Below are 17920 nucleotides of genomic sequence, written 5' to 3' on the forward strand. Positions count from 1 at the left end.
TCGCGAAGGCGGAGTGTCAGTCGACAATGATTTGACTGATAAACCGCTTTCGCGAGCAGGCTCGCTCCCACATTTTTTGCTTCGCGCTTAGCTCACTTGCTGGCCGAAACGCGCCAAATTTTGTTCCCGACATCATCCGCCACCAGCAAGCCACCTTGCTGATCGATCACCACGCCCACCGGGCGGCCCAGCGCGTTTTCGTCCTTGTCGAGGAAGCCGGTCAGCACATCCACCGGTTGCCCGGTCGGCTTGCCGCCAGTGAACGGCACGAAGATCACTTTGTAGCCACTGTGCGGTTTGCGATTCCACGAGCCGTGCTGGCCAATGAACGCGCCTTCCTTGAATTGCGCCGGCAGGCTGTTGCCCTCGGCGAAAGTCAGACCCAGCGAAGCCGTGTGCGGGCCGACGGCGTAATCCGGCGCGATGGCCTTGGCCACCAGATCCGGATTCTGCGGTTTGACTCGCTCATCGACGTGTTGACCGTAATAGCTGAATGGCCAGCCATAGAAGCCGCCGTCCTTGACCGAGGTGATGTAGTCCGGCACCAGATCGCTGCCGATTTCGTCACGCTCGTTGACCGCTGTCCACAATGCGCCGCTGGTGGGTTCCCAGGCGAGGCCGTTGGGGTTGCGGATACCCGAGGCGAAGATCCGGTGATTGCCGGTTGCGCGATCGACTTCCCAGATCGCGGCGCGGCCTTCTTCCTGATCCAGACCGTTTTCGCCGACGTTACTGTTCGAGCCGACGGTGACGTACAACTTGCTGCCGTCCTTGCTGGCGATGACGTTCTTGGTCCAGTGGTGATTCAACGTGCCGCCGGGCAAGTCGACAACTTTGATCGGTTGGGTCTTGATCTCGGTGGCGCCCGGCTCGTAATTGAAACGCAGCAGGCGGTCGGTGTCGGCTACGTACAAATCGTTGCCAACCAGCGTCATGCCAAACGGCGAGTTGAGATTCTGCAGGAACACCGTGCGGGTTTCTGCGACGCCATCGTGGTCGGCGTCGCGCAGCAGGGTGATGCGGTTCGGGCTGGGCACGCCGGCGCCGGCCTTGCCCATGACTTTCTTCATCACCCAGCCGCGAATGCCTTTGCTGTCGTCAGGCTTGGGCGGCGCGTTGGTTTCCGCCACCAGCACATCGCCGTTTGGCAGCACATAGAGCCAGCGCGGGTGATCAAGGCTTTCGGCAAACGCGGCGACCTGGGTACCGGCCACTGCGGTCGGTTTCGTGCCGTCCGGCCAGCCCACCGCCGGGGCGATGTTGACTGTCGGGATCAGCGTCTTGTTCGGTTCGGGCAATTTCGGCGACGGGCCGGTGCCGTCGGAGACTTGCAGGCTGGAGGTTTCACCGCAGGCGGCGAGCCCGCCTGCGACGGCGATGATAAGAGCGAGTTGGGCCTTGCGCATTGCTGATCTTCCCTATGAATGCATTCCTAAACATAGAGGAGGGCGCAGGCCCGATGGTTCAACTGCTCAACCGCGGGCTTCCTTGAACAGCACGGCGATGCCCGGATGATAGTTGCCCGCGTCGCTGTGCAATTTGCGATAGGCGTAGGGGAAATACCAGGCCACTGCGCAGGTGTGTTCCTTTTGCAGGTCGTCGACCATGTCCTGCAGTTCTTCGGGGCTGGCGCTGTGCTGGGCTTTTTGCGGAGCGACGAAGAGGCAGCCGAGCTTCAGATCGCTGGCGTAGCTGATGCGTTTGGCATCCACGGTGATGTCGAGCAGGGCCTGGGTCAGGTTGAGGTTGTTGACCCGTGGCCAGCGTTGCGTGGCCTGAATGAACGCGCGGTCTTCGGCGCCGGCAATCAGCAGGTCCGCGCGGGCATTGCGCTCGCCTTCTTCGTTCTGTTTGCGCGTGGCGGTGTCGGTCAGCGTGACCATTTCCGCCATCCACGCCGCTGCCGATAGCAGGCCGAGATTGGCTTTCTCGTCGTGCCAGTACGGCGTGTCGTTGTCGCCGCGTACTGTGTTGTAGCGATCGATACAGTCAAACCAGCGTTCCAGCACCGGGCGCAGAAATTCCAGGCGCGGGTTGCTGATGATCATGCCTTGCATCGTCGTCATCCTTATTGTTGTAGTGGGCTTTTTGAAAAAAGCATGGCTCTTTGATATCACTTGTCACAGTCTGGCACAAGATTGCCGCTGCACAATTGATCAGCGGCAGTTATTCGCGCCCGAAGCGCCTCTTCAATTGACGCTCCACCCCCAACCCTCTAACCTTCGCCGCTTGTTTCAGGTGCTCTGTGGCCCCGCGTCGACAGAGTGAAACAGGGAAGCCGGTGAGGGTGGACTTCAAGCGAAGCCACGACGATCCCGGCGCTGCCCCCGCAACGGTAAATGAGTGAAAACTGCGCCTTGAGCCACTGCCTCGAAAGAAGCGGGAAGGCGCGCAGTCAGGCGAACCGCCGCTCATGAGCCCGGAGACCGGCCTGATCCATCTCAGCGGCATCACGGTGGGCGATGCCAGGCTTTTTGCCGTCTATTCTTGTGCCTGCCCGCCGTTATCCAGCCTCAACGGAGAGCTCCCCCATGACTGATTCCCCCGAGCGTGACGAACGCCATCTGGCGCGCATGCAGCGCAAGAAAGCCGTGATCGACGAACGCATCGCCAATTCGCCCGACGAGTGCGGCCTGGTGCTGGTGTTGACCGGCAATGGCAAAGGCAAAAGCAGCTCGGCGTTCGGCATGCTCGCCCGTGCCATGGGCCACGGCATGCAGTGCGGCGTGGTGCAGTTCATCAAGGGCCGCAACAGCACTGGCGAAGAATTGTTCTTCCGCCGCTTCCCCGAGCAGGTGCGTTTCCACGTCATGGGCGAAGGCTTCACCTGGGAAACCCAGGATCGTCAGCGCGACATCGCCGCAGCGACTGCCGCTTGGGAAGTCTCGCGCGAATTGTTGCGCGACCCTTCGATCGGTCTGGTGGTGCTCGATGAATTGAATATCGCCCTCAAGCACGGCTACCTCGATCTCGATCAGGTGCTCAGCGATTTGCAGGCGCGTCCGCCGATGCAACACGTGGTCGTTACCGGTCGCGGCGCCAAGCCGGAAATGATCGAGATGGGCGACACAGTTACCGAAATGGGCATGCTCAAACACGCCTTCCAGGCCGGAATCAAAGCGCAGAAAGGCGTCGAACTTTGAAGCAATCACGTCACTGCCCGGCGGTGCTGATCGCCGCGCCGGCCTCCGGTCAGGGCAAGACCACCGTCACCGCAGCGCTCGCCCGATTGCATCGCAATCAGGGGCGCAAGGTCCGCGTATTCAAGTGCGGGCCGGATTTTCTCGACCCGATGATCCTCGAGCGCGCCAGCGGTGCACCGGTGTATCAACTGGACATGTGGATGGTCGGCGAGCAGGAAAGTCGCCGGCTGTTGTGGGAAGCCGCCGCCGAGGCCGACCTGATTCTGATCGAGGGCGTGATGGGCCTGTTCGACGGCACGCCATCCAGCGCTGATCTGGCGCGCCACTTCGGCGTACCGGTGCTTGGGGTGATCGACGGTACCGCCATGGCGCAGACCTTTGGTGCTTTGGCGCTGGGCCTGGCGAAGTATCAGCCGGACTTGCCGTTCGCTGGCGTGCTGGCCAACCGCGTTGGCACCTTGCGCCACGCGCAATTGCTCGAAGGCAGCCTCACCGAAGGTCTGCGCTGGTACGGCGCACTGTCCCGCGAGACCGGCATCGAATTGCCGAGCCGCCACCTGGGCCTGGTTCAGGCCAGCGAATTGAATGATCTGGACCTGCGTCTCGACGCGGCCGCCGATGCGCTCGCCAGCAGTTGCCAAGTTGCACTGCCACCGGCCGTTGAATTCGCCGCGCCTGACGTCATCGCCGCCGAACCTCTATTAAAAGGTGTGCGCATCGCCGTCGCCCGCGATGAAGCGTTTGCCTTCACCTATGGCGCCAGTCTCGATCTGCTGCGGGCGATGGGCGCCGAGCTGCAGTTCTTCTCGCCGATCCGCGACACGCAATTGCCCGAGGCGGACAGCCTGTATTTGCCGGGCGGCTATCCAGAGCTGCATCACGTCGCGCTGGCGCAGAACATCTCGATGCTTGCAGCAATCCGCGCGCACCACGCGGCGGGCAAGCCGTTGCTCGCTGAATGTGGCGGGATGCTTTATCTGCTTGATTCGTTGACCGATGTCGAAGGTACTCGTGCTGAGCTGGTCGGTTTGCTCAAGGGCGATGCAGTGATGCAGAAGCGTCTGGCGGCGCTGGCGTTGCAAGCGGTTGAGCTGCCGGAAGGGGAGTTGCGCGGGCATACCTACCATCATTCGCTGACCACCACCGAGCTGACGCCGATTGCCCGTGGGCTGAGTCCCAATGGCGGGCGCGGCGCTGAGGCGGTTTATCGCGAGGGGCGGATGACGGCTTCCTATGTGCACTTTTATTTTCCGTCCAATCCGACCGCAATTGCTGCATTGTTTGCGCCAGACCGTGAGGCCGCCTTCGCGAGCAGGCTCGCTCCCACAATGGATCACCTGAACCCTGTGGGAGCGAGCCTGCTCGCGAAAGGGCCATGACCGACAACACTTTCTCCGAAGCCGAACGCGCAGCGGTCTACAAAGCCATCGCCGAACGTCGCGACATGCGCCATTTCACTGGCGGAAGCGTCGAGCCGCAGTTGCTGCGTCGTCTGCTCGAAGCCGCTCATCAAGCGCCAAGCGTCGGCCTGATGCAGCCGTGGCGCTTCATTCGTATCAGCGATCGTGCTTTGCGCGGGCAGATCCGCGATCTCGTCGAAGACGAACGTATCCGCACCGCCGAAGCCCTTGGCGAGCGCAGCGATGAGTTCATGCAGCTCAAAGTCGAAGGCATCAACGATTGCGCCGAAGTGTTGGTGGCGGCGCTGATGGACGATCGCGAGAAACACATTTTCGGTCGGCGCACGTTGCCGGAAATGGACATGGCTTCACTGTCCTGCGCGATCCAGAATCTGTGGCTGGCCTCCCGCGCTGAAGGTCTGGGCATGGGCTGGGTCTCGCTGTTCGAGCCGCAGGCCCTGGCGGATTTGCTCAAATTGCCGGCCGGTGCCAAGCCGCTGGCGGTGTTGTGTCTCGGCCCGGTCAAGGAGTTCTATCCGGCGCCGATGCTGGTGCTTGAAGGCTGGGCGCAGGCGCGACCGCTGAACGAGTTGCTGTACGAAAATTATTGGGGAGTGAGTCAATGAGTGTGGCGTTGCTGAGTGTCGCTGCGGTAGCGCTGGATGCGCTGCTCGGTGAACCGAAACGCTGGCATCCGCTGGTGGCGTTCGGCAATTTTGCCGGGCGCATCGAGCAACGCTTCAACGCCGGCGGTCGTGGTTGGCGCAGCCATGGTGTGACCGCATGGGTGCTCGCAGTGCTGCCGCTGACCCTGCTCGCCACGGCACTTTCCTGGGCACCCTATGTGGGCTGGATCGTCGAGATCCTCGCGCTGTATTGCGCCCTCGGCATGCGCAGCCTCGGCGAACATATTGCGCCGGTCGCGGCTGCGTTGCGCGCCGATGATCTGGACGAGGCGCGCAAGCGCGTCGGCTATCTGGTCAGCCGCCAGACCGATGAACTCGACAGCACTGCGGTGGCCCGCGCCGCGACTGAGTCGGTGCTGGAGAACGGCAGCGATGCGGTATTCGCTGCGCTGTTCTGGTTTGTCGTCGCCGGCGCACCGGGCGTGGTCCTGTATCGCCTGAGCAATACCCTGGATGCGATGTGGGGTTATCGCAACGAACGCTTCGAACGTTTCGGCTGGGCGGCGGCGAAAATCGACGACGTGTTGAACTACATTCCTGCGCGTCTTGTGGCATTGACCTACGCACTGCTCGGCAAAACCCGACTCGCACTGAAGTGCTGGCGCACCCAGGCGCCGAAATGGGACAGCCCCAACGCCGGCCCGGTGATGGCGGCCGGTGCCGGTGCGCTGGGCGTCGAGTTGGGTGGCCCGGCGATCTATCACGGCGAACTGCATGAGCGCCCGCAACTGGGCGAAGGTGCGCCGGCCGATGCCGATTCCATCGAGCGTGGCTGGCAATTGGTCCAGCGCGGCGTATGGTTGTGGCTGCTGATGCTTTGCCTGGGGGCGGAATTTTATGCTTGAGCACGGTGGCCGACTGCGCAAGGCTGCACTCGATTACGGGATCGCCGAGGCCGACTGGCTCGACCTGTCCAGCGGCCTCGCGCCGTGGCCGTTCCCGATCCCGGAGATTCCGCTGCGCGCCTGGGCGCGCTTGCCGGAAACCGATGACGGACTGGAACAGGCGGCCTGCGATTACTACGGCGCCGCGCAGGTGTTGCCGGTGGCCGGTTCGCAAATGGCCATCCAGTTGCTGCCGCGTTTGCGCCGGGCCGGCAAGGTTGGCGTGTTGTCGCCGTGCTATGCCGAGCATGCCGAAGCCTGGCGGCGCAGCGGTTACATCGTCCGTGAAGTGCTCGAGCAGGAAGTCGAATTCTTTCTCGACAGCCTCGATGTACTGGTGGTGGTCAATCCGAATAATCCGACCGGTCTGAGCCTGACCCCGGCGCGCCTGCTCGACTGGCATGCGCGGCTGGCGCAACGCGGCGGCTGGCTGGTGGTCGACGAAGCGTTCATGGACAACACGCCGCAACTGAGCCTGGCGCCCTATGCGCATCAGGTCGGGCTGGTGGTGTTGCGTTCGTTCGGCAAGTTTTTCGGCCTGGCCGGGGTGCGCCTCGGTTTCGTTCTGGCCGAACGCAAGTTGCTCAAACTGCTCGCCGAACAGGTCGGGCCGTGGGCAGTGAGCGGGCCGACGCGGGTGCTCGGTACGGCGTGCCTGCAAGACACCGAGGGGCATACCCGTCAGCGGATCCGCAGCGATGAAGCGAGCGAACGGCTGGTGGCGCTGCTGACCCGTTGCGGTTTTGCACCGCAGGGCGGCTGCGCACTGTTTCAGTGGCTGATCACCGAGCACGCCGAGGCGCTGCACGAATTCCTCGCCCGGCGCGGCATCCTCCTGCGCCTGTTCAGCCACAACAGCAGCGTGCGTTTCGGCCTGCCAGCGGATGCCGCGCAAGCGCTGCGTCTCGAACAGGCTTTGCAAGCGTTCGCCAAGGACCACCCATGACCACTCTGATGGTGCAAGGCACCACCTCCGATGCCGGCAAAAGCACACTGGTGACGGCCCTGTGCCGCTGGGCCACCCGCGAGGGCGTGGCGGTGGTGCCGTTCAAACCGCAGAACATGGCGCTCAACAGCGCAGTGACCGCTGACGGCGGCGAGATCGGCCGCGCGCAGGCAGTGCAGGCGCAAGCGGCCGGTCTCGAGCCGCACACCGACATGAATCCGGTATTGCTCAAGCCCAACAGCGACACCGGCGCGCAAGTGATCATTCATGGCCGCGCGGTGACGACGATGAACGCCGTCGCTTATCACGATTACAAGGCCATCGCGATGCAAGCGGTGCTCGCTTCCCATGCGCGGCTCAGCGCGGAGTATCCGCTGGTGATGGTCGAAGGCGCCGGTTCGCCAGCGGAGATCAACCTGCGTGCCGGCGACATCGCCAATATGGGCTTTGCCGAGGCAGTGGATTGCCCGGTTGTGCTGATCGCCGACATCAATCGCGGCGGCGTATTTGCGCATTTGGTCGGCACGCTGGAATTGCTCTCACCGAGCGAACAGGCGCGAGTCAAAGGCTTCATCATCAACCGCTTTCGCGGCGATATCGCCTTGCTGCAACCGGGCCTCGACTGGCTGGAGCAGCGCACCGGCAAACCGGTGGTGGGCGTGTTGCCCTACGTGATGGACCTGCACCTTGAGGCCGAGGACGGCATCGACCAACGCCAGACCGACAAGGCCGAGCAAGTGTTGAAAGTGGTGGTGCCGGTGCTGCCGCGCATCAGCAATCACACCGACTTCGACCCGCTGCGTCTGCATCCGCAGGTCGATCTGCAATTTGTCGGCCCTGGGCAGGCAATTCCCGCCGCCGATCTGATCATCCTGCCGGGCTCGAAAAGCGTGCGCAGTGATCTGGCTTATCTACGCGCCAATGGTTGGGACGCAGCAATCAATCGGCATCTGCGCTACGGCGGCAAGGTGCTGGGGATTTGCGGCGGCCTGCAGATGCTCGGTGAACAGGTGCACGACCCGCTCGGGCTCGAGGGCGCTGCCGGCTCCAGCGCCGGTCTGGGGCTGCTGGCGTTCGAAACGCAGCTCGAAGCCGAGAAGCAACTGCGCAATGTGCGCGGTCGACTGGCGCTGGAAGACGCCGCGGTCAGCGGTTATGAAATCCATGCTGGCGTAACCACCGGGCCGGCGCTGGAAAACCCGGCGGTGCATCTGGACGACGGTCGTTGCGATGGTGCGCAAAGTGCCGATGGCCAAGTGTTCGGCACCTATCTGCACGGCTTGTTCGAATCCCCCGAGGCGAGCGCGGCGTTGTTGCGCTGGGCGGGCTTGAGTGATGTGCAAGAGGTCGATTACCACGGCTTGCGCGAGCGTGATATCGAGCGGCTGGCGGATCTGGTGGAGAAGCATCTGGATACCGGGCTGCTGCGCCAGCTCTGCGGGATTTGAGTTGTCCGGGCTGGCCTCTTCGCAAGCAGGCTCGCTCCCACAGGGAACTGCGATCAACGGTGGGAGCGAGCCTGCTCGCGAAGGGGCCGGTTGCCTTACCACACATTTTTGGATGAACCCATGCTCCAATTGATCCTCGGCGGCGCCCGCTCCGGCAAGAGTCGTCTGGCGGAAAAACTCGCCAGTGACAGCCGTCTGGCGGTGACCTACATCGCCACCAGCCAGCCGCTGGACGGCGAAATGAACCAGCGCGTTGCCCATCACCGCGCACGCCGCCCGGTCGAATGGGCGTTGATCGAAGAGCCGCTGGAACTGGCCCGCGTGCTGCGCGAATCCGCCGGCGCCGAGCGCTGCCTGCTGGTCGATTGCCTGACCCTGTGGCTGACCAACCTGCTGATGCTCGACGACGCTGAACGTCTCGCCGCCGAGCGTGAAGCCTTACTCGACTGCCTGGCGTCGTTGCCGGGTGAAATCATTTTTGTCAGCAACGAGACCGGAATGGGTGTCGTGCCGCTGGGCGAATTGACTCGCCGCTATGTCGATGAAGCCGGTTGGCTGCATCAAGCTCTGGCCGAGCGCTGTCAGCGAGTTGTCCTGACCGTCGCCGGCCTGCCCCTGACTTTGAAAGGACCTGCGTTATGAGCCCGACCTGGTGGCTGAACCCGTGCAAAACCGTGAACTCGGACATCATCGCGCAAGCGACCGAGCGCCAGCAGCAACTGACCAAACCGGCCGGTTCGCTGGGGCGCCTTGAATCGGTGGCCGTGCAACTGGCCGGTCTGCAAGGTCAGCTCAAGCCAACGCTGGATCAAGTCTGGATCGCGATTTTCGCTGGCGATCATGGCGTGGTGGCGGAGGGTGTTTCGGCTTATCCGCAGGAAGTCACCGGGCAGATGCTGCTGAATTTCGTCAGCGGCGGCGCGGCGATCAGCGTGCTGGCGCGTCAGATCGGTGCGCAACTGGAAGTGGTCGATCTGGGCACGGTGAATCCGGCGCTGAACCTGCCCGGCGTGCGCCATCTGAACATTGGTGCGGGAACGGCGAATTTCGTCCAGGGCGCAGCGATGACTCAGGCGCAGGGCGAATTGGCTTTGCAGGCCGGTCGCGAAAGCGTGTCGCGCGCGAAAGCCGCCGGTACCCAGTTGTTCATCGGCGGCGAGATGGGCATCGGCAACACCACGGCGGCCAGTGCGCTGGCCTGTGCCTTGCTCGATTGCCCGGTGGCGCACCTGACCGGTCCCGGTACCGGGCTGAATGCCGCTGGCGTCAGCCACAAGGCGCAAGTCATCGAGCGCGCGCTGGCGCTGCATGTCACGCAGCGTGGCGATGCCTTGCAGACGCTGTTGAATCTCGGCGGTTTCGAGATTGCCGCGTTGGTCGGCGCTTATCTGGCCTGCGCGCAGGAAGGCATCGCGGTGCTGGTCGACGGATTTATCTGTACCGTCGCCGCGCTGGTCGCAGTGCGCTTGAATCCGGCCTGTCATGAATGGCTGTTGTTCGGCCATCGCGGTGCCGAGCCAGGCCATCGTCATGTGCTGGAAACCTTGAGCGCCGAACCGTTGCTGGAACTCGGCCTGCGTCTGGGCGAGGGCAGTGGCGCGGCGTTGGCGGTGCCGTTGTTGCGTCTGGCCTGTGACCTGCACGGGCAAATGGCGACGTTCGCCGAAGCGGCCGTCGCGGATCGCCCGGCGTGAGCCTGCGTCTGGATCTGCTGCGCCACGGCGAAACGGAGCTCGGCGGTGGCTTGCGCGGTAGCCTCGACGATGCGCTGACTGAAAACGGCTGGACGCAGATGCGTGCAGCGGTGGTCGAAGGCGGGCCGTGGAATCGCATTGTGAGCTCGCCATTGCAGCGTTGCGCGCGCTTTGCCGCCGAACTTGGCGAGCAATTGAACCTGTCCGTGCATCTGGACAAGGAGCTGCAAGAGCTGCATTTCGGCGCGTGGGAAGGGCAGAGCGCGGCGGCGTTGATGGAAACGGATGCCGAAGCGCTGGGGCTGTTCTGGGCTGATCCCTATGGCTTCACGCCGCCGCAAGGCGAGCCAGTCAGCGCGTTTTCCGCACGGGTGTTGGCGGCAGTTGCGCGGTTGCATGCGGCGTACGCCGGTGAACGGATTCTGCTGGTCAGCCACGCCGGCGTGATGCGCTTGTTGCTGGCGCAGGCACGAGAGCTGCCGCGCGAACAGTTGCTCAATGTCGAAGTCGGCCACGGCGCGCTGTTTGCGCTGACCGTCGAGGGCGACGGCGCACTCAAGGAAGGCCACTGAGATGTTGCCGCTGTGGATCGCCTTGCAGTTTCTCAGCAGCCTGCCGATTCGCCTGTCAGGCATGCCCGAGCCGCAACAGCTTGGCCGTTCGCTGCTGTTTTATCCGCTGGTGGGATTGCTGTTCGGGCTGATCCTCTATGCGTTGAATCTGCTGTTGGCCGGCGCGCCGTTGTTGCTGCATACGGCGCTGTTGCTGACCGTGTGGGTATTGCTCAGCGGCGCGCTGCATCTCGATGGCTTGGCGGACAGCGCCGATGCCTGGCTCGGGGGTTTTGGTGATCGTGAACGTACGCTGACGATCATGAAAGATCCGCGCAGCGGGCCGATCGCGGTGGTCACGCTGGTGCTGGTGTTGTTGCTCAAATTTGCCGCGTTGCTGGCACTGATCGAACAAGGGCATACCCTGGCGCTGATCGTCGTCCCGGTGCTCGGGCGGGCGGCGCTGTTGGGTTTGTTTCTGACTACGCCGTATGTGCGTGCGGGTGGCTTGGGTCAGGCACTGGCCGATCATCTGCCGCGTAAAGCGGGGTGGTGGGTGCTTGGGGTGAGTGCCCTGGGCTGCTTGTTTGTCGCCGGTTTCGGCATCTTGCTGATTTCGCTGGTTGGGTGTGTCTGGCTGCGGCGTTTGATGATACGGCGGTTGGGTGGGACTACCGGGGACACGGCGGGGGCGCTGCTGGAATTGCTGGAGATGGGGGTGTTGGTGGGGCTCGCTTTGGTCTGAAGGATTTGCGTAGATGATGCCGGCCCCTTCGCGAGCAGGCTCGCTCCTACCTTCGAAATGCAATCCCCTGTGGGAGCGAGCCTGCTCGCGAAGGCGGCCTCACCGGCAGCAATGATGTTCAGAATAAACTCATGTGTAACTTGATTTAACACACTCGCGGGTATATACACGCATCATGCTTCCTTCTCAGTGTTTGTGCACCAACCTGCGTCGCGCCGCGCGTGGCGTCAGCAGGCATTACGACGGCGCTCTCGATGGCTTCGGGATCAACGTTGCCCAGTATTCTCTGCTGTGCAATCTGCAGCGGCTGGAGCAGCCGAGCATTTCCGAACTGGCCGAAGCCATGGGTCTGGATCGCAGCACTTTGGGACGCAATTTGCGGGTGCTCGAGGGCGAAGGTCTGGTGGCGCTGGCCGAAGGCGAGGACATGCGCAACCGCATCGTCCGGCTCACCGAAACCGGTGTGCAGCGCCTGGCAGCGGCATTGCCGGCGTGGGAAGCGGCGCAACAGCGGCTGATCGACCGTCTCGGTGCCGAGAAGCGCGAAACCTTGCTCAAATTGCTCGACGAACTGGCCTGACGCCGGTTTCTTCGAGTTCAAGCGGGTATATACCCGCGATTGGAGAATAACAATGACAACGATGTGGCGTACTTGCGGTTGGGTGTTGCTGGGGAGCGCGCTGATCCTGGCGTTGTCATTGGGCGTGCGCCACGGTTTTGGTCTGTTCCTGTCGCCGATGAGCGCGCAATTCGGCTGGGGGCGCGAGGTCTTTGCCTTCGCCATCGCCCTGCAGAACCTGATCTGGGGCTTGGCGCAGCCGTTCACCGGCGCGCTGGCTGATCGTTTCGGCGCGGCGAAAGTGGTGCTGGTCGGCGGCGTGCTTTACGCGCTGGGCCTGGTGTTCATGGGCCTGTCCGACTCGGCGGTGACTTTGTCGCTGAGCGCCGGCCTGTTGATCGGCATTGGTTTGTCCGGCACTTCGTTCTCGGTAATTCTCGGCGTGGTCGGCCGCGCCGTGCCGGCCGACAAACGCAGCATGGGCATGGGCATTGCCAGCGCTGCCGGTTCGTTCGGCCAGTTCGCCATGTTGCCGGGCACCCTCGGCTTGATCGGCTGGCTGGGCTGGTCCGCTGCATTGCTGGTGCTGGGCCTGCTGGTGGCTATGATCGTGCCGCTGGTGAGCATGCTCAAAGACAAGCCGCTGCCGGTTCTCGGCCACGAACAAACCCTCTCCGAAGCACTGCGCGAAGCCTGCTCGCATTCCGGTTTCTGGCTGCTGGCGTTCGGCTTTTTTGTCTGTGGGTTTCAGGTGGTATTCATTGGTGTGCATCTGCCGGCGTATCTGGTCGATCAGCATCTGCCGGCGACCGTCGGCACCACGGTGCTGGCCTTGATCGGCCTGTTCAACATTTTCGGCACTTACACCGCTGGCTGGCTCGGTGGCCGCATGTCCAAACCGCGTCTGCTGACGGCGTTGTACCTGCTGCGCGCGGTGGTCATTGTGCTGTTCCTGTGGTTACCGGTGACGACCACGTCGGCTTATCTGTTCGGCATGGCCATGGGTTTTCTGTGGCTGTCGACGGTGCCGTTGACCAACGGTACGGTGGCGACCTTGTTCGGCGTGCGCAATTTGTCCATGCTCGGCGGCATCGTCTTTCTGTTCCATCAGCTCGGCTCGTTCCTTGGCGGCTGGCTGGGAGGGGTGGTGTATGACCGCACCGGGAGTTATGACTTGATCTGGCAAGTGGCGGTTCTCTTGAGCCTGCTGGCAGCGGCGTTGAACTGGCCGGTACGCGAGCGTCCGGTGGCGCGCCTGCAAGCCGCTGCGAGCGCCGCATGAGCAGGATCTGCGCGCGATTCGCCGTCACCGCAGTGGCTGCTGCGCTCTTGGCGCTGGTGTGGTGGGGCTGGCAGCGCGGCGGGCTGGCGCTGATGCAATTGGGCATGAGCATTTGCTAGATCGCAGCGTGGCGAGTAACGTCAAAGCCTGATGACTGCCCAAGGAAGTTCGACATGTTGATGCGCTGGTGTGCTGTTCCCGCGTTGCTGATGGCGTTGACTGGCCTGGCCCAGGCCGCCGATTGTCCTGAGCTGCTGCAAGGCTCGCTGCCCAAGCTGCGCGCCAAGGAATCCATCGATCTTTGCAAGCAGTACGCCGACAAACCGCTGGTGGTGGTCAATACCGCCAGCTTCTGCGGTTTCGCTCCACAGTTCGAAGGGCTCGAGGCGCTGAACAAACGCTACAAGGCGCAAGGCCTGGAGATGCTTGGCGTGCCGTCGAATGACTTCAAGCAGGAATCCAAGGACAGCGCGGAAACCGCCAAGGTCTGCTACGCCAACTATGGCGTGACCTTCAACATGACCGAGCCGCAGAAAGTTCGCGGCGACGACGCCACGCATCTGTTTCAGGTTCTGGCCGCGCAGAGCAATGCGCCGAAGTGGAATTTCTACAAGTACGTGGTGGATCGGCAGGGCAAGGTCGTGGCGAGTTTTTCCAGTTTGACCAAACCGGATGATCCCGAGTTTATCGCTGCGATCGAGAAGGCAATCGCCTCCAAACCGCTGAAGCCCTGAAGCCTTGTGATGATCCTGTAGGAGCTGACGAGTGCAACGAGGCTGCGATCTTTTGAACCTCTAATTCAAGATCAAAAGATCGCAGCCTCGTTGCACTCGTCAGCTCCTACGGGTTGTACAAATTTTCAGGCAAGAAAAAGCCCCGCCTCTGTAAAGAGAGCGGGGCTTTTTCGTGGGCGAGGGGTTAGCCTCGCCACGGTGCATCAGAAGCGGTAAGTCGCGCCGACACCGAAGCCGTTTGCCGAGTTTTCATACTTGGCATCGTAAGTCTGGCCACGAGCATTTTCGTTGCGAATCTTGACCGACTCTTCTTTCAGGTACGAGTACGCGACGTCGATGGTCAGGTCGTCGGTCGGGCTCCAGCCGGCACCGATACTGAAGATGGTGCGGTCGCCAGTCGGGATACGAGGCGAGCGGTCTTCGTTGTTGGTCGGCGACTGGTCGAAGGTCAGACCGGTACGCAGTACCCATTCCTTGTTCAACTGGTACGAGGTACCCACTGCGTAGGCCCAGGAGTCATGCCAGTTCTGGTCTTCGTTGATCGAACCGAACTGACCGGCCAGCAGAGGCTGCACGCCGGAGTTTTTCACGGTGATCTTGTCCAGTTGGCTCCAGCGAGTCCAGGTGGTGCCGGCATAGACGTTCCAGCGATCGTTGATCGCCTGGGTGACCGACAGGTCCACGGATTCCGGTGTGGTGATCTTCAGCGAAGCGTCGTACTTCTGGTTGGCGCCGACACCCACGAGCGCCAGTGCGCCGTAGTTGACCTTGGTGTCGCCTTCGAGCTTGTAATCGACCTTGGAGTGATAGGTCAGGCCCAGGCGGGTGGTGTCGGTGGCCTGGACCAGCAAGCCGACGTTGTAGCCCAGCGCGGTGTCGTCACCCTTGATCTTGACCTTGCCGTCCGGCAGTGCCTGGGTGATCGAGAGGTTGGATTCCAGCGAGCCGTCGATGCGGTTGATGGTCGGGCCGAAACCGATCGATACCTTGTCGTTGAAGGCGTAGCTGACGGTTGGCTGGAAGGTGATGACTTGTACTTCAGACTTGCTGCCGAAGTACCGGCCGGCGAAGCCATTTTCGTAGTCCGTGATCAGACCGAACGGTACGTACACACCAAGACCGAATGCCCAGTGGTCATCGATCGGTTTTACATAGAAGCCCATAGGTACAGCGGTGAAGGGCACCATGTCGCCTTTGTTGCTGCCGCCATTCGGGCTGGAGCTGGCGTTGCTGATATCGGTGTGTGCATCGACAACGGCGACGCCGCCGGTGACCTGTTCGCGCTTGATGCGCGCCATGCCGGCCGGGTTGCCATAAACAGTGCTTGCGTCGTCGGCAGAAGAAGATCGCCCGGCAAAACCAGTCCCCATCCCACTGATGCTTTGTTCGTTGAGGGCAAAACCTGCCGCGAAGATTTGTGTGGAGGCAAGGGTAACGGCGAGGCTAAGGGTGGTTTTGAGCATGACTTTTTTCATTATTAGAACTCCTGGTGATCACCGGGGCGAAAATTACCAACATTTTCGTCCCAGCGCTATAGCCTGCAAGCCTTGATTTAGAGCGGTTTTGTAGGACAATCCGACCAAAATGGCGACTTGTTGCGAGAACTTGTGAAACCGCTTGGTCAGCAAGCGACCTGATTCAGCGGTGAAACACAGGTTTGCCAGGCATAGGTGAAGTCGCGCAAACGGCCTTGCGGTTGAAAGGTCTGGCGCCAGATGCGCGCCATGCCGAGCAGGTCGGTCGGAGCGGGGAGGGTGGGGTTCTGTTCTTCTACGAGCAGCCAGGCGATGGCCGTGGCGTAACGCAGGTTGACGGTCAGTTCCAGGTGCGGGCCGCTGAGAAACGCGTGCTGGCTGGCCAGGCCGCGCACGAGACTGGCGCGCTCCGGATCGAGCGCCAGATAATCGTCCCAGAGTGCCTGATGGCGATGTTCGGCGATCCGGTAGAGGCCGTGGCCACGGCGGTCATGCAGGGCAGACCCGAGGGCTGACTGGCTTGCAGCAATGCCCAGCAGCAGGGATTCGGCGGTTGCGCAGTGGCGTCCCAGATAGATCAATGTGGGACGGATCACATAGCGGCACAGTTCGCTGGCAGCGATACCCATAACACCCTCGGTTCTTGTTGTTGAGGGCGAGTCCTGAAGGGGCCTTGGCAGCAGTGGATCGACTCAGGCTCGCCGCAAGCGGGTCAAGCCGCTTGAGTTGAAGTGTAGTGTCATATTCAGCGTGTAAAGGTCTGTTTTTAAAATATTTCCGCCACGGCTGTGCGGGCGTTAGACCGGAACATGCTTAGAAGCGCAGCGCTAAAAGTGAAATATCAGGCAATAAAAAGCCCCGCTTTTCAGCAGGGCTTTGCTTTTGCAGCCTGTCCGGCTTTCAGGCAACCAGTGCCTGACGGGTACGCTCGATCACGGCCTGCAGCGGTTCGGCGCTGGAGTATTGATCGGGGTACAAACGCTCGCTGTGACGAGCGATGCCGTGTTCATTGACCACGGTGAAGCTGAAGCAGCCTTTGCGAGCGGCCATGATCAGGCAGTTCATTGGAGCAAAAGCGTTGGTTAGGGTGCGAATGGCATCCTGAGTCTGGATTTGAGTAGACATAGTTATTAGGTGTTCCTACAAATGACACGGATAAGAACCGTGCAACGTTAAAACGTTCCAGTAACGTTGATCACCATTGATCGAACGAAGAACCCGACTGGAACAAAGCAGCCAGTTTGAAGCGCTGATAAGTGAGCGCGCTTGGGCTGGCAGGTAGGTACTTAGGAGGACAGGCATCACAGCGAGGGCAAAGGTTCTGGGCCCGGGGTGAAGATCCTGATCAATTTGCAGGTTGGTTCGGTCAGAGTAAGTGTTCTTCGCAACGCCCTTTGCTTTCGTTCAAAGGCAGCGTCGTCACAAGATTTACCTGGAAACCATCGAGGGGTCGTTCCCGCTTTTTTCGGTAGTGTCTTCCTGTTGGAAGTTGACCGTGGGGAGATGTTCGACCGGAATTGACTTTCAGCTTGGTACTAACGCCGCGGATAGTAACGGATCCTTTCGAGCGAAGCAAATCCCGAAGTAAAAAAGGTTAGGAGGGCATCGTCGCGGTCAACCATTCGTCGGCGGCGACGTTTTTTCATGGGTGCTCTTGACCTTTCCCGCTGCGCAAAATGACCCGAAAAAGCGCACGCATATAACCGGCTCACAGGTACTTGTGCACATTAGTTGCACAGGGCGTAACGCAACTGTCACATCGATCCTGACTCCAGTGGCTGCCTGTATCAAAAGTTTAAGTCAATGAAAAATATCGCCTTTTTTTGTTGGTGAAAAAATCGTCAGTTTGACTGCGAGCCCCATTCCATAAGGCTTTGCGAGGATCGGAGAGCGGTTGTCCACTGACTTATCCACAGCTTCTGTGGATTGTCCCTAGCGCTTGCTCTAGGACGGGCGTGCCGGGTTTTTTTCGACTTTACCTGTAAGAAAAAGAGAGTAAAGTGGCGCGCCTTCCGATCTGTCCCGCAGTGCTTTATGAAGTTTCGCTCAGTATCAGACTCTGTTACCTCCAATCCGACCTCTGCTACCGCTCCCAAGCGTTTTTCCGTACGTGTGGCTGAGTGGCTGCTCGATGCGCCGCGCCTGAGCGACAGTCCCAGCGCCAAACACCTCGCTGGCCGTCTGCTCAAGCAACCGGCCCGTGAAGGTGTGGTCGCTGCACAAAGCCGTCTCGGCCAATTGATCTGTCGGGAGTGCGGCAACGCCCGTGACCGGCGTATCGGTCAGGAGCTGCTGCGTCAGGCCGCCCGCGCCGGTGACCGTCGTGCGCAGCAGGAACTCGGTCTGATCGAAGACTGAGCTGTCCAAGCCCTG

Annotated in this window: 20 protein-coding genes and 1 riboswitch; of the genes, 15 read left to right on the forward strand and 5 right to left on the reverse strand. The window is 61.6% G+C overall.

Annotated elements, in window-relative coordinates:
- Positions 1–92: 92 nt before the first annotated feature.
- Together AB4N53_RS01305 and AB4N53_RS01310 are read right to left on the reverse strand one after the other, a co-directional pair.
- Positions 93–1406, reverse strand: a complete 1314-nt coding sequence (locus tag AB4N53_RS01305) for a PQQ-dependent sugar dehydrogenase (RefSeq protein WP_460117581.1) — start codon at positions 1404–1406, stop codon at positions 93–95.
- A gap of 66 nt (positions 1407–1472) precedes the next feature.
- Positions 1473–2057, reverse strand: coding sequence for a hypothetical protein (locus AB4N53_RS01310; RefSeq protein ID WP_460117583.1), 585 nt, complete (start codon positions 2055–2057; stop codon positions 1473–1475).
- 162 nt (positions 2058–2219) lie between these two features.
- A riboswitch (cobalamin riboswitch) is annotated at positions 2220–2449 on the forward strand.
- Positions 2450–2531: 82 nt separating this feature from the next.
- On the opposite strand from AB4N53_RS01310, the gene cobO reads away from it, so the two are divergent.
- From cobO to AB4N53_RS01380, 14 genes are all read left to right on the forward strand, one after another.
- A complete protein-coding gene (gene cobO, locus AB4N53_RS01315) occupies positions 2532–3143 on the forward strand; it encodes a cob(I)yrinic acid a,c-diamide adenosyltransferase (protein ID WP_016773703.1) in 612 nt (203 codons plus the stop codon).
- On the forward strand, positions 3140–4522 hold the full coding sequence (locus tag AB4N53_RS01320; protein WP_460117585.1) for a cobyrinate a,c-diamide synthase: 1383 nt from the start codon (positions 3140–3142) through the stop codon (positions 4520–4522). Before cobO ends, AB4N53_RS01320 begins: the two co-directional genes overlap by 4 nt.
- On the forward strand, positions 4519–5169 hold the full coding sequence (bluB, locus tag AB4N53_RS01325; RefSeq protein WP_460117587.1) for a 5,6-dimethylbenzimidazole synthase: 651 nt from the start codon (positions 4519–4521) through the stop codon (positions 5167–5169). Before AB4N53_RS01320 ends, bluB begins: the two co-directional genes overlap by 4 nt.
- The gene (gene cbiB / locus AB4N53_RS01330; protein WP_460117589.1) at positions 5166–6074 is read left to right on the forward strand and encodes an adenosylcobinamide-phosphate synthase CbiB; all 909 of its coding nucleotides are present in this window, start codon (positions 5166–5168) and stop codon (positions 6072–6074) included. Before bluB ends, cbiB begins: the two co-directional genes overlap by 4 nt.
- On the forward strand, positions 6067–7059 hold the full coding sequence (cobD, locus tag AB4N53_RS01335; RefSeq protein ID WP_041479542.1) for a threonine-phosphate decarboxylase CobD: 993 nt from the start codon (positions 6067–6069) through the stop codon (positions 7057–7059). Before cbiB ends, cobD begins: the two co-directional genes overlap by 8 nt.
- On the forward strand, positions 7056–8507 hold the full coding sequence (locus AB4N53_RS01340; protein ID WP_460117591.1) for a cobyric acid synthase: 1452 nt from the start codon (positions 7056–7058) through the stop codon (positions 8505–8507). Before cobD ends, AB4N53_RS01340 begins: the two co-directional genes overlap by 4 nt.
- A gap of 120 nt (positions 8508–8627) precedes the next feature.
- A complete protein-coding gene (gene cobU, locus AB4N53_RS01345; protein WP_460117593.1) occupies positions 8628–9149 on the forward strand; it encodes a bifunctional adenosylcobinamide kinase/adenosylcobinamide-phosphate guanylyltransferase in 522 nt (173 codons plus the stop codon).
- The gene (gene cobT, locus AB4N53_RS01350) at positions 9146–10201 is read left to right on the forward strand and encodes a nicotinate-nucleotide--dimethylbenzimidazole phosphoribosyltransferase (RefSeq protein ID WP_460117595.1); all 1056 of its coding nucleotides are present in this window, start codon (positions 9146–9148) and stop codon (positions 10199–10201) included. Before cobU ends, cobT begins: the two co-directional genes overlap by 4 nt.
- Positions 10198–10773 carry an alpha-ribazole phosphatase family protein gene (gene cobC / locus AB4N53_RS01355; RefSeq protein WP_460117597.1) on the forward strand — a complete coding sequence of 192 codons (576 nt, stop codon included), beginning with the start codon at positions 10198–10200 and terminating at the stop codon, positions 10771–10773. The genes cobT and cobC overlap by 4 nt, the downstream gene beginning before the upstream one ends.
- A gap of 1 nt (position 10774) precedes the next feature.
- Positions 10775–11497 carry an adenosylcobinamide-GDP ribazoletransferase gene (locus AB4N53_RS01360; RefSeq protein WP_460117599.1) on the forward strand — a complete coding sequence of 241 codons (723 nt, stop codon included), beginning with the start codon at positions 10775–10777 and terminating at the stop codon, positions 11495–11497.
- 175 nt (positions 11498–11672) lie between these two features.
- The gene (locus AB4N53_RS01365) at positions 11673–12077 is read left to right on the forward strand and encodes a MarR family winged helix-turn-helix transcriptional regulator (protein ID WP_016773714.1); all 405 of its coding nucleotides are present in this window, start codon (positions 11673–11675) and stop codon (positions 12075–12077) included.
- A 52-nt stretch (positions 12078–12129) separates the two neighbouring features.
- Positions 12130–13338: an MFS transporter gene (locus tag AB4N53_RS01370; RefSeq protein WP_460117601.1), complete on the forward strand. Its 1209-nt coding sequence runs from the start codon at positions 12130–12132 to the stop codon at positions 13336–13338.
- Entirely contained in the window at positions 13335–13457 is a 123-nt protein-coding gene (locus AB4N53_RS01375) for a hypothetical protein (RefSeq protein WP_268747873.1), read from the forward strand. Before AB4N53_RS01370 ends, AB4N53_RS01375 begins: the two co-directional genes overlap by 4 nt.
- A 54-nt stretch (positions 13458–13511) precedes the next feature.
- Positions 13512–14072, forward strand: a complete 561-nt coding sequence (locus AB4N53_RS01380) for a glutathione peroxidase (RefSeq protein WP_071171497.1) — start codon at positions 13512–13514, stop codon at positions 14070–14072.
- Between the two features lie 203 nt (positions 14073–14275).
- Here AB4N53_RS01380 and AB4N53_RS01385 read toward each other — a convergent pair whose 3' ends face one another.
- The 3 genes from AB4N53_RS01385 to AB4N53_RS01395 all read right to left on the reverse strand — a co-directional run bounded on the left by AB4N53_RS01385 (position 14276) and on the right by AB4N53_RS01395 (position 16672).
- On the reverse strand, positions 14276–15547 hold the full coding sequence (locus AB4N53_RS01385) for an OmpP1/FadL family transporter (RefSeq protein ID WP_460117604.1): 1272 nt from the start codon (positions 15545–15547) through the stop codon (positions 14276–14278).
- A gap of 146 nt (positions 15548–15693) precedes the next feature.
- Positions 15694–16176: a hypothetical protein gene (locus tag AB4N53_RS01390; RefSeq protein ID WP_024012180.1), complete on the reverse strand. Its 483-nt coding sequence runs from the start codon at positions 16174–16176 to the stop codon at positions 15694–15696.
- A 271-nt stretch (positions 16177–16447) separates the two neighbouring features.
- Entirely contained in the window at positions 16448–16672 is a 225-nt protein-coding gene (locus tag AB4N53_RS01395) for a hypothetical protein (protein WP_016773719.1), read from the reverse strand.
- A gap of 909 nt (positions 16673–17581) precedes the next feature.
- Here AB4N53_RS01395 and AB4N53_RS01400 point away from each other — a divergent pair.
- Positions 17582–17905, forward strand: a complete 324-nt coding sequence (locus tag AB4N53_RS01400; protein ID WP_217850707.1) for an SEL1-like repeat protein — start codon at positions 17582–17584, stop codon at positions 17903–17905.
- Positions 17906–17920: the final 15 nt, after the last annotated feature.

This window comes from Pseudomonas sp. H3_E04, from assembly GCF_054668915.1.

What these genes read in the sequence shown, in the direction of transcription:
- cobU (WP_460117593.1), top strand. Translation starts at nt 8,628, where the DNA reads ATGCTCCAATTGATCCTCGGCGGCGCCCGCTCCGGCAAGAGTCGTCTG.
- cbiB (WP_460117589.1), top strand. Translation starts at nt 5,166, where the DNA reads ATGAGTGTGGCGTTGCTGAGTGTCGCTGCGGTAGCGCTGGATGCGCTG.
- cobD (WP_041479542.1), top strand. Translation starts at nt 6,067, where the DNA reads ATGCTTGAGCACGGTGGCCGACTGCGCAAGGCTGCACTCGATTACGGG.
- AB4N53_RS01400 (WP_217850707.1), top strand. Translation starts at nt 17,582, where the DNA reads ATGAAGTTTCGCTCAGTATCAGACTCTGTTACCTCCAATCCGACCTCT.
- AB4N53_RS01390 (WP_024012180.1), bottom strand. Translation starts at nt 16,176, where the DNA reads ATGGGTATCGCTGCCAGCGAACTGTGCCGCTATGTGATCCGTCCCACA.
- cobO (WP_016773703.1), top strand. Translation starts at nt 2,532, where the DNA reads ATGACTGATTCCCCCGAGCGTGACGAACGCCATCTGGCGCGCATGCAG.
- AB4N53_RS01370 (WP_460117601.1), top strand. Translation starts at nt 12,130, where the DNA reads ATGACAACGATGTGGCGTACTTGCGGTTGGGTGTTGCTGGGGAGCGCG.
- AB4N53_RS01395 (WP_016773719.1), bottom strand. Translation starts at nt 16,672, where the DNA reads ATGTCTACTCAAATCCAGACTCAGGATGCCATTCGCACCCTAACCAAC.
- AB4N53_RS01365 (WP_016773714.1), top strand. Translation starts at nt 11,673, where the DNA reads ATGCTTCCTTCTCAGTGTTTGTGCACCAACCTGCGTCGCGCCGCGCGT.
- bluB (WP_460117587.1), top strand. Translation starts at nt 4,519, where the DNA reads ATGACCGACAACACTTTCTCCGAAGCCGAACGCGCAGCGGTCTACAAA.
- AB4N53_RS01310 (WP_460117583.1), bottom strand. Translation starts at nt 2,057, where the DNA reads ATGCAAGGCATGATCATCAGCAACCCGCGCCTGGAATTTCTGCGCCCG.
- AB4N53_RS01305 (WP_460117581.1), bottom strand. Translation starts at nt 1,406, where the DNA reads ATGCGCAAGGCCCAACTCGCTCTTATCATCGCCGTCGCAGGCGGGCTC.
- AB4N53_RS01385 (WP_460117604.1), bottom strand. Translation starts at nt 15,547, where the DNA reads ATGAAAAAAGTCATGCTCAAAACCACCCTTAGCCTCGCCGTTACCCTT.
- AB4N53_RS01360 (WP_460117599.1), top strand. Translation starts at nt 10,775, where the DNA reads ATGTTGCCGCTGTGGATCGCCTTGCAGTTTCTCAGCAGCCTGCCGATT.
- cobT (WP_460117595.1), top strand. Translation starts at nt 9,146, where the DNA reads ATGAGCCCGACCTGGTGGCTGAACCCGTGCAAAACCGTGAACTCGGAC.
- AB4N53_RS01340 (WP_460117591.1), top strand. Translation starts at nt 7,056, where the DNA reads ATGACCACTCTGATGGTGCAAGGCACCACCTCCGATGCCGGCAAAAGC.
- AB4N53_RS01375 (WP_268747873.1), top strand. Translation starts at nt 13,335, where the DNA reads ATGAGCAGGATCTGCGCGCGATTCGCCGTCACCGCAGTGGCTGCTGCG.
- AB4N53_RS01380 (WP_071171497.1), top strand. Translation starts at nt 13,512, where the DNA reads ATGTTGATGCGCTGGTGTGCTGTTCCCGCGTTGCTGATGGCGTTGACT.